General features: G+C 65.6%; 13 protein-coding genes. 11 read left to right on the top strand and 2 right to left on the bottom strand.

The annotated features are described in order from the left end of the window. Window positions 1–6: 6 nt before the first annotated feature. The 4 genes from ACOZKU_RS11305 (at window position 7) to ACOZKU_RS11290 (ending at window position 3,682) form a co-directional block, all read left to right on the top strand. Window positions 7–756: an SDR family NAD(P)-dependent oxidoreductase gene (locus ACOZKU_RS11305; RefSeq protein ID WP_421578945.1), complete on the top strand. Its 750-nt coding sequence runs from the start codon at window positions 7–9 to the stop codon at window positions 754–756. A 96-nt stretch (window positions 757–852) separates the two neighbouring features. After that, window positions 853–1,941 carry a D-TA family PLP-dependent enzyme gene (locus tag ACOZKU_RS11300; RefSeq protein ID WP_421578944.1) on the top strand — a complete coding sequence of 363 codons (1,089 nt, stop codon included), beginning with the start codon at window positions 853–855 and terminating at the stop codon, window positions 1,939–1,941. Window positions 1,942–1,959: 18 nt separating this feature from the next. After that, complete coding sequence (locus ACOZKU_RS11295) at window positions 1,960–2,352, top strand: RidA family protein (RefSeq protein ID WP_421578943.1); 393 nt, start codon at window positions 1,960–1,962, stop codon at window positions 2,350–2,352. Between the two features lie 19 nt (window positions 2,353–2,371). Further along, window positions 2,372–3,682 carry a replication-associated recombination protein A gene (locus ACOZKU_RS11290; RefSeq protein WP_421578942.1) on the top strand — a complete coding sequence of 437 codons (1,311 nt, stop codon included), beginning with the start codon at window positions 2,372–2,374 and terminating at the stop codon, window positions 3,680–3,682. 3 nt (window positions 3,683–3,685) lie between these two features. On the opposite strand, the gene ACOZKU_RS11285 is transcribed toward ACOZKU_RS11290, so the two are convergent. Next, window positions 3,686–4,282 carry a CDP-alcohol phosphatidyltransferase family protein gene (locus ACOZKU_RS11285; RefSeq protein WP_421578941.1) on the bottom strand — a complete coding sequence of 199 codons (597 nt, stop codon included), beginning with the start codon at window positions 4,280–4,282 and terminating at the stop codon, window positions 3,686–3,688. 120 nt (window positions 4,283–4,402) lie between these two features. Here ACOZKU_RS11285 and ACOZKU_RS11280 point away from each other — a divergent pair, with 120 nt between their 5' ends. The 7 genes from ACOZKU_RS11280 to ACOZKU_RS11250 all read left to right on the top strand — a co-directional run bounded on the left by ACOZKU_RS11280 (window position 4,403) and on the right by ACOZKU_RS11250 (window position 12,194). Further along, the gene (locus ACOZKU_RS11280; protein ID WP_421578940.1) at window positions 4,403–6,139 is read left to right on the top strand and encodes a bifunctional alpha/beta hydrolase/class I SAM-dependent methyltransferase; all 1,737 of its coding nucleotides are present in this window, start codon (window positions 4,403–4,405) and stop codon (window positions 6,137–6,139) included. A gap of 7 nt (window positions 6,140–6,146) precedes the next feature. After that, window positions 6,147–7,481: a phosphatase PAP2/dual specificity phosphatase family protein gene (locus ACOZKU_RS11275; RefSeq protein ID WP_421578939.1), complete on the top strand. Its 1,335-nt coding sequence runs from the start codon at window positions 6,147–6,149 to the stop codon at window positions 7,479–7,481. After that, entirely contained in the window at window positions 7,478–7,918 is a 441-nt protein-coding gene (locus tag ACOZKU_RS11270) for a hypothetical protein (protein ID WP_421578938.1), read from the top strand. The genes ACOZKU_RS11275 and ACOZKU_RS11270 overlap by 4 nt, the downstream gene beginning before the upstream one ends. After that, window positions 7,918–8,568, top strand: a complete 651-nt coding sequence (locus ACOZKU_RS11265) for a lysophospholipid acyltransferase family protein (RefSeq protein ID WP_421578937.1) — start codon at window positions 7,918–7,920, stop codon at window positions 8,566–8,568. Before ACOZKU_RS11270 ends, ACOZKU_RS11265 begins: the two co-directional genes overlap by 1 nt. Then, window positions 8,565–9,497, top strand: coding sequence for a phosphatidate cytidylyltransferase (locus tag ACOZKU_RS11260; RefSeq protein WP_421578936.1), 933 nt, complete (start codon window positions 8,565–8,567; stop codon window positions 9,495–9,497). The genes ACOZKU_RS11265 and ACOZKU_RS11260 overlap by 4 nt, the downstream gene beginning before the upstream one ends. Window positions 9,498–9,643: 146 nt before the next feature. Then, entirely contained in the window at window positions 9,644–11,659 is a 2,016-nt protein-coding gene (locus tag ACOZKU_RS11255; RefSeq protein ID WP_421578935.1) for a putative bifunctional diguanylate cyclase/phosphodiesterase, read from the top strand. A gap of 196 nt (window positions 11,660–11,855) precedes the next feature. Further along, window positions 11,856–12,194 carry a RidA family protein gene (locus tag ACOZKU_RS11250; protein ID WP_314088702.1) on the top strand — a complete coding sequence of 113 codons (339 nt, stop codon included), beginning with the start codon at window positions 11,856–11,858 and terminating at the stop codon, window positions 12,192–12,194. A 58-nt stretch (window positions 12,195–12,252) separates the two neighbouring features. Here the strand turns inward: ACOZKU_RS11250 and ACOZKU_RS11245 are convergent, their stop codons facing one another. Continuing rightward, the gene (locus tag ACOZKU_RS11245) at window positions 12,253–13,569 is read right to left on the bottom strand and encodes an aspartate aminotransferase family protein (protein ID WP_421578934.1); all 1,317 of its coding nucleotides are present in this window, start codon (window positions 13,567–13,569) and stop codon (window positions 12,253–12,255) included. Between the last annotated feature and the right edge of the window lies 1 nt (window position 13,570).

The following is a 13,570-nucleotide window of genomic DNA, read 5'->3' as shown; positions in this document are numbered from 1 at the left end:
AAGCCGATGCAGCGCAAGACCGCGATCATCACCGGGGCCGGGGCCGCCGACGGCATCGGCTTTGCCTGTGCCAGAAGCCTGGCAGAGGAGGGCCTTCACGTCCATCTCGTGGCGACCAGCGAGCGCATTTTCGCCCGCGCAGAGGAATTGCGCGCGGCGGGCTTCGCCGCGACCGGCCATATCTGCGACCTTACCGACAAGGCCGCCGTCGAAGCCCTGCGGCAGGCGACGGGACCGGCCTCGGTTCTCGTCAACAATGCCGGCATGGGCAGCGTCGCGCAGCCGGCGCTGCAGCGGGAATTCGTCGATCTGGAGGAGGCGGACTGGGATCGCGGCATCGCCGTCAGCCTGAAGACCGCTTTTCTCGCCACGCGCATCTACCTGCCGGATATGTATGCCGATGGCTTTGGCCGCATCGTCAATGTCGCCTCGGTGACCGGCCCCTATGTCGCCAATCCCGGCGAGACCGCCTATTCCGCCGCCAAGGCCGGCATGGTGGGCATGACACACGCGCTGGCGCTCGAAGCCGGCCCGCGCGGCGTTACCGTGAATGCCGTCGCCCCCGGCTGGGTGGACACCGGTGCCTCGACCGAAGAGGAACGCCGGGCGGCGCAGGCCACCCCCTGCGGCCGGGCCGGCACGCCGGACGAGATGGCGGCCGCCGTCGTCTTCTTCGCCTCGGCCAAGGCGAGCTACGTCAACGGGGCAGTGCTCGTCGTGGACGGTGGAAACATCCTGCAGGAACGCAAGGCATAGGCCCTAAGCCGTTTCTTCCCGCGTCGTTTCGTACCATAGTGCGGGAAGCACTCCCGGGTGCCCTTTGCGGGCGCCGCGCAAATCCGAAGGTTCGCCATGTATTCACCCTGGCCCGAAGCCGGCACGCCGCTCGATCAGGTTGCAACGCCCATGCCCGTCATCGACGAGGACCGGCTTGCCGCCAATATCCACCGCACGCAGGCCTATTGCGACGCGCACGGCAAGGCGTTCCGCCCGCATATCAAGACGCACAAGATCGTCTCGGTCGCGAAAGCCCAGCGCGACGCCGGCGCTGTCGGCCTGAATTGCCAGAAGATCAGCGAGGCCGAAGTCTTCGCCGATGCGGGCTTCGACGACCTCCTCATCACCTACAACATTCTCGGTGCAGCGAAGCTGAAGCGCCTGCGCGCGCTGCACGACCGCGTGGCGCGTCTCAGCGTCGTCGCCGACAGCGCCGTCACCGTCGAGGGTCTGGCCGGCGCTTTCGACGCGGCGCATCCGCTGACGGTGCTGGTCGAGTGCGATACCGGCGGCAAGCGCTGCGGCGTGCAGACACCGGAGGCAGCGGCCGCTCTGGCGGAGAAGATCGCGACAGCGCCCGGGCTGCGCTTCGGTGGACTTCTCACCTACCCGGCGCCCGGCGGTGCCGAGGCGATCGAGGCTTTCCTGTCCGGCACGATGGCGCTTCTGGCGGCGAGGGGCGTCGATTGCCCGGTGCGCTCCAGCGGCGGCTCGCCGGACCTGTTCAAGGCCCATCTCGTGCCGTCGGCGACGGAGCACCGGGCGGGAACCTACGTCTATAACGACCGCAGCATGGTGCGCGCCGGCCATTGCACGCGCGCCGATCTCGCCATGCATATCCTGGCGACCGTCATCTCGCGCCCCACGGAAAACCGCGCCGTGCTCGACGCCGGCTCCAAGGCGCTGACGTCGGACCTGCTCGGCTTTTCCGATTACGGCGAGATCGACGGCTTCGAGGAGGCGCGCATCCTGTCGCTTTCGGAAGAACATGCAGTGGTCGATATCGGCGCCTATGGCGCTGCATTCCCGCCGATCGGCAGCGTGGTGAGGATCGTGCCCAACCACACCTGCGTCGTCAGCAATCTTTTCGACCGCATGGTCTTCCACCGGGGCGGCATCGTCACCCGCGTGGAGGATGTCGCCGCGCGCGGCACGGTCTGGTAACAGCAAGGAGACCAACTCATGGCTGACAACAATGCCCCCTTCTTCATCGAGGATACGGGCGAGAGCGAGATTTCCTCCGATACGACAGGCCTCGGCAACCTGCTCTTCACGACGCATATCCCGCTGCGCGCCGATGGCTCGATCGAGACCGGCGATATCAGGACCCAGAGCATCGCAACGCTGGAAAGCCTGAAGAATTCGCTGGAAAAGGCCGGCAGCAGCCTCGCCGAGGTGCTGCACCTGACGATCTACCTCACCGATATCAACGAGCGCCCGGCTTTCAACGAGGTCTATTGCAGCTACTTCAGGAAGCCCTATCCGGTCCGCTGCGCCGTCGGCGTCGCCGCCCTGGCCGATCCCGACATGAAGGTGGAAGTGACGGCGATTGCGGCACGCCGCCGGCCGGCCTGAATTTTCGACGAGGAGTGCCATGACCGATCTTTTCGATGCCGCGCCGCGCACCGGCTCGATGCCGCTTGCCGCCGAATTGCGGCCGGCAACGCTGGACGATGTGATCGGCCAGGAAAAGGTGATCGGCGAGGGCACGATGCTGCGCCGGCGCATCGCCGCCGGGCGGCTCGGCAGCATCATCCTCTACGGCCCGCCGGGGCTGGGCAAGACGTCGATCGCGCGGGCCATCGGCAATATGCTCGGCAAGAATTTCCGGCCGCTGCATGCCGCCCATAACAATGTCGCCGACATCAGGAAGATCGCCGACGAGGCGCGCATGCGCCCGACCCTGCTCTTTGCCGACGAGGTGCATCGCTTCAGCGCCACGCAGCAGGATCATCTTCTGGCGCTCTGCGAGGAGGGCGTCGCCGATTTCATCGGCGCGACCACCGGCAATCCCTATCACACGCTGACGCCTGCGCTTATTTCCCGCTCGACGATCCTCAAGCTGGAGCCGCTGACGCTCGAGGAGATGGAGGAGGTGGTGCGCCGCGGCGTCGGGCATCTGGCGAATCGCGGCATCGAGGTTCGGCTGGAGCCGGCGCAGCTGCGCCGCATCGCCGGCCGCTCCGGCGGCGATGCACGCCGGGCGCTGACCGTGCTGGAAAGCCTCGCCGTCGGCCATGAACCGGGCCGGGCGGTCGTCCTGACCGAGGCGATGGTGGAGGAGGCCTATGCGGCCGCCCCCGTCAACCACGACCGCTCGGGTGATGCGCATTACGACGTCGTCTCCGCCTTCGTGAAATCCATGCGCGGTTCGGATCCCGACGCGACGCTCTACTGGCTCGCCCGGTTGATTCACGGCGGCGAAGACCCGCGCTACATCGCCCGCCGCATCATGATCCACGCCTCCGAAGACGTCGGCCTTGCCGACAATACCGCGCTCCAGACGGCGGTCGCGGCCCTCCATGCGGTGGAAAAGATCGGCTATCCCGAGGCGCAGATCATCCTTGCCCACGCCGCCCTGCATGTCGCGCGGGCGCCGAAATCCAATTCGGCCTGCCGCGGCATTTCGCTGGCGCTTGCCCATGTGGCGAACGAGGCGCCCTCGGCTGTGCCGATGCATCTGCGCGACGCGCATTACAAGGGCGCGGCGGCACTCGGCCATGTCGGCTATGCCTTCCCGCATGACGATGGGCGCGGCTGGAGCGAGCAGGATTATGCGCCCGACGTGCCGCGCGGCGCCTTCTATCAGAGTGACGCGCGCGACGCCGCGACCTTCGAGCGGCGCGCGGACGAACATTGGGAGCAGGTGACCGGTCGTTCGACGCCGGGCCGGTTCAAGCGCTGACGTTTACGCGCCTGACAGTCCGGCGCGTACCCGGTTTACGACCGTCCAGGCGAGCAGCACGCAGGCCATGGGCTGGATATGCCAGGTCCAGGCCGGCAAGGTGCCGAACACAGCGACGAGCGCACCGAGCGCCCCGAACAGCAGCGCCCGGTCGCTCTTGCCCATCGGCCCCTCGTAGTTGCGGCCATTGCCATGCGCGACGCCGAGCACGCCGGCAAATTCCGTGAGCGTGGCGAGGAAGATGATCGCTGTCAGCCAAGGCAGTGAAAAGGGCGCGATGAGCGCGAAGGGTACGTAAAGCGCGGCATCCGACACCACATCCGTGATCTCGTTGAGATAGCCGCCGAGCGCGCTTTTCTGGCCGTGTTCACGCGCCAGCATGCCGTCGATGGCGTTGAAGGCCATGCGCAGGACCATCCAGACGGGAACCAGGGCGAAAAGTGCAGGCTCGGGGTGGGCGAGGAGAAGCGCGCCGATGCCGATGGAGACGACGGCGGCCACCAGCGTCACCTGGTTTGCGGTGAGGCCCATGGCGGCGAGCCGCCCGACCAAGGGCCTGAGGAGGGTTTGAAAGGACGATTTCAGTTTATAGATCGACATGAATGCTCGAATCCGCTCGATTGCTCGGGCCGAAATGAATGTGCAATCGACGGGAAATCAACTGCAAATATGGAGCTTCATCCGTATAGGTGAGAATGACATCCGCATGAGGGGGACAGCATGATCGAAAAAGCCTTTGCGAGCCATGATGGCGTAGAGCTCTTCTATCGCTACTGGCCGGCCCGGTCCGGCACGGCAAAGGGCGCAATCGTGCTGCTTCATCGCGGCCACGAACACAGCGGCCGCGTCGCCCATATCGCCGAGGAACTGGGGCTTGCCGATTTCGCCTTCTATGCCTGGGATGCACGCGGGCACGGCCGCTCGCCCGGCGAGCGCGGCCATTCGCCATCTTTCGCCCATTCCGTGCGCGACCTCGATTGTTTCGTGCGCCATATCCGCGAGACCGACGGTTTTGCGATGGACCAGGTCGTCGTGCTGGCGCAGAGCGTCGGCGCGGTGCTGGCCGCGACCTGGGTGCATGACTATGCGCCCGATATCCGCGCACTGGTGCTTGCCTCGCCGGCCTTCAGCGTCAAGCTCTATGTGCCCTTTGCGAGAGAGGGCATCGCGCTCTGGCAGAAGCTGAAGGGCACGTTCTTCGTCAATTCCTATGTCAAGGCGCGTTTCCTCACACATGATCCCGAGCGCATCGCCTCCTTCGAGGCCGATCCGCTGATCACCCGGCCCATCGCGTCCAACATCCTGCTGGAGCTCTACGAGGCGGCCGATCGCGTGGTGGCGGATGCCCGCGCGATCACCGTGCCGACGCAGCTTCTGATTTCCGGCAGCGATTTCGTCGTACGCCATGGCCCGCAGCACCGCTTCTTCGAAAATCTCGGCAGCACGATCAAGGAGCGACATGTGCTGCCCGGCTTCTTCCACGATACGCTCGGCGAGCGGGACCGGGCCAAGGCGCTGGACAAGGTCCGTAGCTTCATCCTCGCGCGCTTTGCCGAGCCGCCTGTTGTCGCGGATGTCCGCCGCGCGCACCTCTCCGGCTTCACCCGCGACGAGGCCGACCGGCTGGCGACGCCGCTCTCGCTGTTTTCGCCGCGCGGCGCCTATTGGGCGCTGACGCGCGCCTCGATCCGGATCGGTGGGCTGTTTTCCAAAGGTATCGCGACGGGCGTGCGCACCGGCTTCGACTCCGGCTCGACGCTGGATTATGTCTACGAGAACGAACCGCGCGGTCTGGGTCCCGGCGGGCGGCTGATCGACCGCCAGTTCCTCGATGCCATCGGTTGGCGCGGCATTCGCCAGCGCAAGGTGCATCTGGAGGAACTGATCGGCAAGGCGCTTGCGCGTCTCAAGGGCGACGGCAAGGCGATCCGCGTGCTCGACATCGCCGCCGGCCACGGGCGCTATGTGCTGGATGCAGTGACGGCCTCCGAGGCGAAGCCGGACAGCATCCGCCTGCAGGATTATTCGCCGATCAATGTGGAGAAAGGCACGGCGCTGATCGCCGAACGCGGCCTGCGGGATATTGCCAGCTTTCACCGCGCCGATGCCTTCGATACGGAGGGGCTGGCGTCGATAGAGCCGCGGCCGACGCTCGCCATCGTCTCCGGCCTCTACGAACTCTTCCCCGACAACACCCAGATCGAGGCGTCGCTTGCAGGCCTCTCACGGGCGCTGGAGCCGGGATCGCTCCTCGTCTATACCGGCCAGCCCTGGCATCCGCAGCTGGAGATGATCGCCCGTGCGCTCACCTCGCATCGCGGCGGTGAGGCCTGGATCATGCGCCGGCGCACGCAGCAGGAGATGGACCAGCTGGTCGCCGCCGCCGGTTTCCGCAAGATCGAGCAGCGCATCGATATCTGGGGCATCTTCACCGTCTCGCTGGCCGAGCGCATCTGAGGGCGGCATGGGGGAGGGCGTCGTTTTAGTGCCGACCGTCGATCGCCGCGCCGTTTTGCGCGCGGCGGCGCTCTGGCTCGCGTTTCTGGCGCCGTTCTTCTACCTGACCTATGGCGTGGCGAACTGGCTGGCCGCGCAGCGCGCCCATGTGTCCAACCTCGCCTTCGGCTGGGAGCGGCACATTCCCTTCCTTGCCTGGACGATCGTGCCCTATTGGTCGATCAACGCCTTCTATGCGCTCTCGCTCTTCGTCAACGAGACGCCTGAGGCGGTCGGGCGGCTGGCGCGGCGCTATCTGACGGCGCAGATCGTTGCCGTTTCCTGCTTCATCGCCTTTCCGTTGCAGGCGATCTTCGTGCGGCCGGAGACGCATGGTCTGCCGGGCTTTATGTTCGATGTGCTCGGCGGCTTTGACAAGCCGTTCAACCAGGCGCCCTCGCTGCATATCGCGCTGCTCGTCATCATCTGGGATCATTGGCGTGGCCGGCTGCGCGGCGCGGTGCTGGCGCTCTGGCATGTCTGGAGCCTGCTGATCGGCCTGTCGGTGCTGACGACCTGGCAGCACCATCTCATCGATATCCCGACCGGCGCGCTGCTCGGCCTCTTCGCGCTCTGGCTCTTCCCGGCGCAAGGCCCGTCGCCGCTGGCCGATTTCCGTTGGACGCAGGACGCGAAAGCATGGCGGCTGGTACGCTTCTATGCCGCCGGTGCCGTCACCTTCCTGCTGCTGGCTGTTCTCACAACGCGGGAGTCCGGCGCCGGCCTTCTTCTCCTCTGGCCGGCTTTGGCGCTCACCATCGTCGCTCTCGGCTATGCCGGCGCCGGCCCACGTATCTTCCAGAAGCAGGCCGACGGACGCATCAGCCTCGCCAGCCGGTGGCTGCTCTGGCCCTACCGTCTCGGCGCCCGGCTGAACGTGCTCTGGTGGACGCGAGACATGACCCCCGCCGTCGAACTTGCCGACGGCGTCTTCCTCGGACGCACCCCGCGACGTTCCGAGCTTTCGACCTATGTCGCCGTGATTGATATGACGGCGGAAATGCCGGCGATCGTCGCACCCGGCCTCACATGGCGCGCCTTTCCCTCGACGGACCTGCTCCCGCTCGAAGCGGGCCGCATCCGCGAGGCAGCCCTTGCCGTCGAAGACGCCAGCCGGCATGGTCCGGTCCTCATCTGCTGCGCCCTCGGCTTCCAGCGCAGTGCCGCGGTCGCGGCCTGCTGGCTGATCCGCGCGGGACATGGCGCCAATGCCGCGATTGCCGGCGAACGGATCAAGGCGGCGGGACGCCCCGTGCATCTGCGGCCCGAGATTTTTGCCGCCATCGACGAGGCGGCGCGATGAGCGACTGGAAGACGCTGACGAACGATGCTGTCAGGCGCCTGCGCCGCAACGCTTTCGTCGGCGGCGGAGCGGCCTTGCTGATCCTCGCCATCGCCCCGCCGACCGCGGGCGCGGAAGGTTTTACCGGGCCGCTCGCCTGGTGGCTGCTCCTCGCCTTCTGCCTGCTGCCGCTTGCCGTCTCCGTCCACCTGCTCTTCGATGCCGCCCTGTTCCGCCTCGCCGCGTCTCACGACGAGGAGACGGCGGGGCTAGCCGCAATCGACGATGTGCTCGCCCGCATGGGCCTGCGGTCCGCGAGCCCCGTTCCCGCACCCCTGGCCGATCGTCTTGCCGGTTGCGGCCGGCTCCTCCGGTTGCAGCGCATCGCGCTTTCGATCGGTGTTGCGCTCTACCTCGTCCTGCTGCTCGAGATGATCGCGGGGGGCGGGACGGTATGATGGACGGCGCCTCCCTCCTGCAGGCGGCGGCTGGTGCGGTGCTCGCGGGCCTTTCCCGCGCGGTGACGGGCGTGCGGCCGATCTGGGCCGGCACGGGGCCGAACGGCCGGCAGCGCATCTATTTCGCCAATCATGCCAGCCACGGCGATTTCATCCTCGTCTCGACTTGCCTCACGCCGCCCGAACGTGCCCGCACCGCCGCCGTCGCCGGGGCGGATTACTGGAATGCCGGGGCCGTCAGGCGCTTCATCGCAGGAAAGCTGTTGCGTACCGTTCTCGTCGAGCGCAACTGGGTGGAGCGCGCCGCAGACCCCATGCAGGTTATGCTGTCGGCGCTCGATGCCGGCCAATCGCTGATCTTCTTTCCGGAGGGCACGCGCAACATGACGGAGGAGCCGTTGCTGCGCTTCCGCTCCGGTCTCTACAATCTCGCCTGCGCGAGGCCCGATGTCGAACTCGTGCCCTGCTGGATCGAGAACATGTCACGCGTGCTGCCCAAGGGTGCCGTGCTGCCGATCCCGCTTCTGTGCCGCGTCGTGTTCGGCGCGCCCGTCGCGCTGCAGGACGGGGAGGACCGCAAGGTCTTTCTCGATCGCGCCCGCAATGCCCTTCTCACACTCGCGCCCAACAGGGATGGAACCCGCCGATGAACGACGACACGACCTGCCTTTTCTGGGGCCTCGTCGCCATCCTCACCACGGCAAGCCTCGTTGCCGCGGGGCTTTCCTGGCGCAGCCCCAAGCCGCTGCCGGCAACGCTGGAAAATCTCAATGCGCGGATCAAGGCCTGGTGGATCATGGTGGCGGGCATCACCGTCGCCTTCCTGTTCGGCACGGGCGGCGTGATCCTGCTCTTCGCCTTCGTCTCCTTCGCGGCCCTGCGCGAATATGTGACGCTCACCAACACGCGTCATGCCGACCGCTGGACGCTCATCGGCATGTTCGTCATCGTCATCCCCACGCAATATTACCTGATCTGGATCGACTGGTACGGGCTCTATTCGATCTTTATTCCAGTCTATTGCTTCCTCGCCATGCCGGCGATGACGGCCATCCGCGGCGACACGTCCCGCTTCCTCGAACGGGTCAGCGAGCAGCAATGGGGCATCATGCTCTCGGTCTATTGCATCAGCCATGTGCCGGCGCTGGTGACACTGCCCATTCCCGGCAACGAGGGCCGCGGCCTGCTGCTGATCGCCTTCCTGATAGCAACGGTGCAGGGCAGCGACGTGCTGCAATATATTTTCGGAAAGCTCTTCGGGCGCCGCAAGATCGCGCCTAACGTCTCGCCGTCGAAAACATGGGAAGGCCTGATCGGCGGCATCGCGAGCGCCTCCGCCCTCGGCGCCGGGCTCTACTGGCTGACACCCTTTTCGCCCTATGAGGCGGGCGTGCTCGCAGGCCTTTCCTGCATCATGGGTTTCTTCGGCGGCCTCGTCGCTTCCGCGATCAAGCGCGACCGCGGCGTCAAGGACTGGGGCCACCTGATCGAGGGCCATGGCGGCATGCTCGACCGGGCCGACAGTCTCGTCTTCGCCGCTCCCGTCTTCTTCCATATTGTGCGTTATGCCTGGACGTGACGCGCGGCCCGGTTAAGGGCTTTTAACCATCATCGCTATCCGAATCTTAGGATAGTTGTGTGCATCTTCGATACTCGTCAGGCGTGCGGATCTGATTCGGGAGTACACGCAAAGTGCCACCCGCCGTGCGCTTTCGGAGTGTCTGAATGCGCATTCTCTCGTGCCTTGTCGTGACGCACAATCCCTGGCTGATCCTGCTGGCGCTCGCGGTGGGCATCACCGGCAGCTGGGTGACGTTCCGCCTGTTCCGGCAGGCGCGGGCGCGTGTCGGGCGACAACGGGCCGGGTGGGTGCTGCTGGCCTCGCAGGCGGCTGGGTCCTCGATCTGGTGTGTGCATTTCATCGCGGTCGTCGCCTACGATGCGGGCGCCGCCTTCACCTTCGATCCGGCCTGGACGATGGTCTCGCTCTTCGTCGCCGTGGCGGGCTGCGCCTATGGTTTTTGGGTTGCGCTTTCGAAGGGCATCTACGCGGCGCCGGAGATCGGCGGCATAATCGTCGGTCTTGCGATCTCCGCCATGCACTACAGTGGCATGCTCGCTTTCCGCATCGACGGCGTCATCGAATGGCAGGCCGGCTACATCCTGCTGTCGCTCGCCTTCTCGATGTTCTTCGGTGCGCTCACCATGCGCCAGGCGGTCCGGCCATTTATCCGGGATGCGGGTTATCTGGCGGTCGCACTGTTCATGCTTGCCGTCCTCAGCCTGCATTTCACCGGCATGGCAGCTCTCGCGGTGACGCCGATTGCGGTCGGCAGCCAGTCGGCGTCCTCTTCGGCACTGGCCGCGTTTGCTGTTGTGGGCGTCGGCATGCTGGTGGCCGGCTCCGGCGTCATCAGCTATCTGCTCGACGAACAGGCCTCGCAGGAAACCCTGCGCCGTCTCGAGCATCTTGCTTTGCACGATGCGCTGACGGGCCTCGCCAATCGCCCGCAGGCACTCGCTCATCTCGACCGCACCTTTGCCGAGGCTCAAAAGAGCCAGGAGAAGGTCGCGGTCATCGGCATCGATCTCGATCGCTTCAAGGAAATCAACGACGTCTACGGTCACAAGGCCGGTGACGACGTATTGATAACGATCGGCCGCCGGCTGGCCGGCCTCCTGCGCGAGGACGAGTTCGTCGCGCGTATCGGTGGCGACGAATTCATGGCGGTGAAGCTGTTTTCGGATCGCACCGCGCTCGACAGTTTTCTCGCCCGTCTCGATGCGGCGCTCACCACACCGCTCTCCGTCGCCGGAAACGTCCTGCCGAGCATGGCGAGCATCGGCGTTGCGATCTTCCCGGATGACGGGGCGGACCGCGAGATGCTGATCTGCCATGCAGATCTGGCCATGTACCAGTCCAAACACGATCTTTCCCGCCGCATCTCCTTCTATGAGCCGGCGATTGAGCAGGCGACCCTCGAGCGCTATGCGCTTGCCCAGGACCTCGGCCGCGCGCTGGAGCTTGGCCAGTTCGCCCTGCACTATCAGGTGCAGAAGAACGTGGCATCGGGCCGGACCGTTGGCTACGAAGCGCTGCTGCGCTGGAACCATCCGCTGCACGGCAGCATCTCGCCCGCGATCTTCATTCCGATCGCCGAGGAGACCGGCCATATCCTGGCGATCGGCGAATGGGTGCTGCGCGCCGCCTGCGCGGAGGCCGCGACCTGGGACGCGCCGCACAAGGTCGCCGTCAATCTTTCTCCTGTTCAGGTCATCAATAGCGATGTCCCGGCGCTGCTGCGCGCCGTGCTTCTCGAAACGGGACTGCCAGCAAAGCGGCTCGAGCTCGAAATCACCGAATCGACCTTCATTGCCGACAAGGCCAAGGCTTTGCATGTGCTGCGGCAGGTCAAGGCGCTCGGTGTCTTCCTGGCGATCGACGATTTCGGCGTCGGTTACTCGTCCTTTGACACGTTGCGCACCTTCCCCTTCGACAAGATCAAGATCGATGGCTGCTTCACGCGTGATGCGGATCGCAGCTCCGAGGCGCGGGCGATCCTGCGCTCCGTGCTCGCCCTCGGCCGCAGTCTCGGCATTCCCGTACTCGCCGAAGGCGTGGAGACATCGGCGCAATTGGCGCTGTTGCGTGCCGAAGGCTGCGCGGAAGCGCAAGGGTACCACCTCGGGAAACCCGTACCGATGGAGCGGGCGAGACCCGTTGCGATGCGCGCCGGCTAGTCCAAAGCGCGGCGGCATTACGGTGCGCGAGACCCATTCGGCGATGGAAATGGCGACGCTCAGCGGCAAGTTGCGCTCGCTCAGCATTTCCGGCATTGATGCCGCGCTTCCATCGCCGATCGGCGTGGAATGCGCCAATTTCTTTTGTCGGCCTTCGGCAAAACCATTCTCTGATCATAACCATGGGAGACTTTTCATGATCAAGCGTATCAAGCCCGGCAAGCGGTTCTGTAGCGCCGTCGTCGTCAACGGCATCGTCACCACGGCTGGCGTGACTGGCGACGGTGCCGACACGGTCGCCCAGACCCGCGATATCCTCGCCCAGATCGACGGCTTGCTCGCCGAGGCCGGCACCTCCAAGGCCAAGCTGATCAGCGCCAATATCTGGCTGCGCGACATTGCGCATTTCAGCCAGATGAACGAGGTCTGGGATCAGTGGGTCGACAAGGACAACCTGCCGGTCCGCGCCACCGTCGAGGCCCGCCTTGCCGCGCCGGAACTGCTGGTCGAAATCCAGGTCACCGCGCTCGTTTGAGTTCTTTAAAGCGGTTTTTTGGAGGGCGAGGCTGCACAGGCGGCCTCGCCCTTTCTGTTTAAAGCGTCGTCAGAACATCGGCGAGCGCGTCGATCAGCGTGTCGGCGTTCTCACGCGAGAAGACGAGCGGCGGGCGGATCTTCAACACGTTGGCGCGCGGGCCGGACGCGCTAATGAGGATGCGGCGTTCGCGCAGGCCGTTGACGATGCGGGTCGTCAGTGCCGCGTCCGGGCTTTTTGCGGCAGGATCGGCGACAATCTCGACGCCGATGAACAGGCCCGATCCGCGTACGTCGCCGATGGCATGATAGCGCCAGGCAAGCGCCCTCAGGCCATCCATCAGATAATTGCCGACCTCAAGTGCATTCTGCTGCAGGCCATCGATGCGGATGGTGTCGAGCACCGCCTTGCCGGCTGCCGCCGCAACCGGATTGCCGCCGAACGTGTTGAAGTAGCGGGCGCGCGGGCCGAAGTCGGCGATCACCTCGGGACGCAGCACGATGCCGGCCATCGGATAGCCGTTGCCCATCGGCTTGCCGATCGTCACCATGTCGGGCGCCACGCCATGCCGCTCGAAACCCCACATGGTCTCGCCGGTACGGCCGAAACCGGGCTGCACTTCGTCGGCGATGAACAGGCCGCCGGCTTCATGAATGGCGTCCACGGCCGGCTTCAGGAAGCCTTTGGGGCCGGCAAAGATGCCGTCGCTGGAGAAGATCGTATCGGTGATCAGCATGGCCGGCTTGATGCCGTGGCGCTTGAGATCGGCGATGGCGGCGCGGACGTCGCGGCCGAATTTCTCCATCACCTCCTCGGGCGAATGGCGGTAGCTGTCGGGTGCCGCCACGGTGCGCACATGCGGGCCGAGCGTGACGGATTCACCCAGCGACGGCGAGAATTCGGCGACCGCGCCCGTCAGGCCGTGATAGGCGAGATCGGTGCAGATGATGCCGGTGCCGCCGGTGACGTAGCGGGCGATGCGCACGGCAAGGTCGTTCGCCTCGCTGCCAGTGCAGGTGAACATTGCCTGGCTCAACGCCGCTGGGAATGTCGCCGTCAGCGTCTCGGCATAGTCGACGATGCCCTCGTGCAGATAGCGCGTATGGGTGTTGAGCACGGCGGTCTGGCTGGTGATCGCCTCCACCACGCGCGGGTGGCAATGGCCGAGCGAGGCAACATTGTTATAGGCGTCGAGATATTTTTCGCCCGCGGTGTCGTAGAGGAAGACGCCTTCGCCGCGCACCAGATGCAGCGGTTTTTCGTAGAACAGGCGGTAGGCCGGGCCGAGCACCTTTTCCCGCCGCGCGATCAGCGCCTGTTCGGCATCGCTCAGCCGTTCGAAATCGTCGCGCGAAAATGCATTCACCATCGACATG

The organism is Shinella sp. M31 (assembly GCF_049199205.1).
Taxonomy (GTDB): Bacteria; Pseudomonadota; Alphaproteobacteria; order Rhizobiales; family Rhizobiaceae; genus Shinella.
This window is presented reverse-complemented; position numbering and strand designations above follow the sequence as displayed.

Coding starts and splice junctions, on each gene's coding strand:
- ACOZKU_RS11295 (WP_421578943.1), top strand. CDS start 1,960: ATGGCTGACAACAATGCCCCCTTCTTCATCGAGGATACGGGCGAGAGC.
- ACOZKU_RS11290 (WP_421578942.1), top strand. CDS start 2,372: ATGACCGATCTTTTCGATGCCGCGCCGCGCACCGGCTCGATGCCGCTT.
- ACOZKU_RS11255 (WP_421578935.1), top strand. CDS start 9,644: ATGCGCATTCTCTCGTGCCTTGTCGTGACGCACAATCCCTGGCTGATC.
- ACOZKU_RS11305 (WP_421578945.1), top strand. CDS start 7: ATGCAGCGCAAGACCGCGATCATCACCGGGGCCGGGGCCGCCGACGGC.
- ACOZKU_RS11245 (WP_421578934.1), bottom strand. CDS start 13,569: ATGTCGATGGTGAATGCATTTTCGCGCGACGATTTCGAACGGCTGAGC.
- ACOZKU_RS11275 (WP_421578939.1), top strand. CDS start 6,147: ATGGGGGAGGGCGTCGTTTTAGTGCCGACCGTCGATCGCCGCGCCGTT.
- ACOZKU_RS11260 (WP_421578936.1), top strand. CDS start 8,565: ATGAACGACGACACGACCTGCCTTTTCTGGGGCCTCGTCGCCATCCTC.
- ACOZKU_RS11280 (WP_421578940.1), top strand. CDS start 4,403: ATGATCGAAAAAGCCTTTGCGAGCCATGATGGCGTAGAGCTCTTCTAT.
- ACOZKU_RS11270 (WP_421578938.1), top strand. CDS start 7,478: ATGAGCGACTGGAAGACGCTGACGAACGATGCTGTCAGGCGCCTGCGC.
- ACOZKU_RS11300 (WP_421578944.1), top strand. CDS start 853: ATGTATTCACCCTGGCCCGAAGCCGGCACGCCGCTCGATCAGGTTGCA.
- ACOZKU_RS11285 (WP_421578941.1), bottom strand. CDS start 4,282: ATGTCGATCTATAAACTGAAATCGTCCTTTCAAACCCTCCTCAGGCCC.
- ACOZKU_RS11265 (WP_421578937.1), top strand. CDS start 7,918: ATGGACGGCGCCTCCCTCCTGCAGGCGGCGGCTGGTGCGGTGCTCGCG.
- ACOZKU_RS11250 (WP_314088702.1), top strand. CDS start 11,856: ATGATCAAGCGTATCAAGCCCGGCAAGCGGTTCTGTAGCGCCGTCGTC.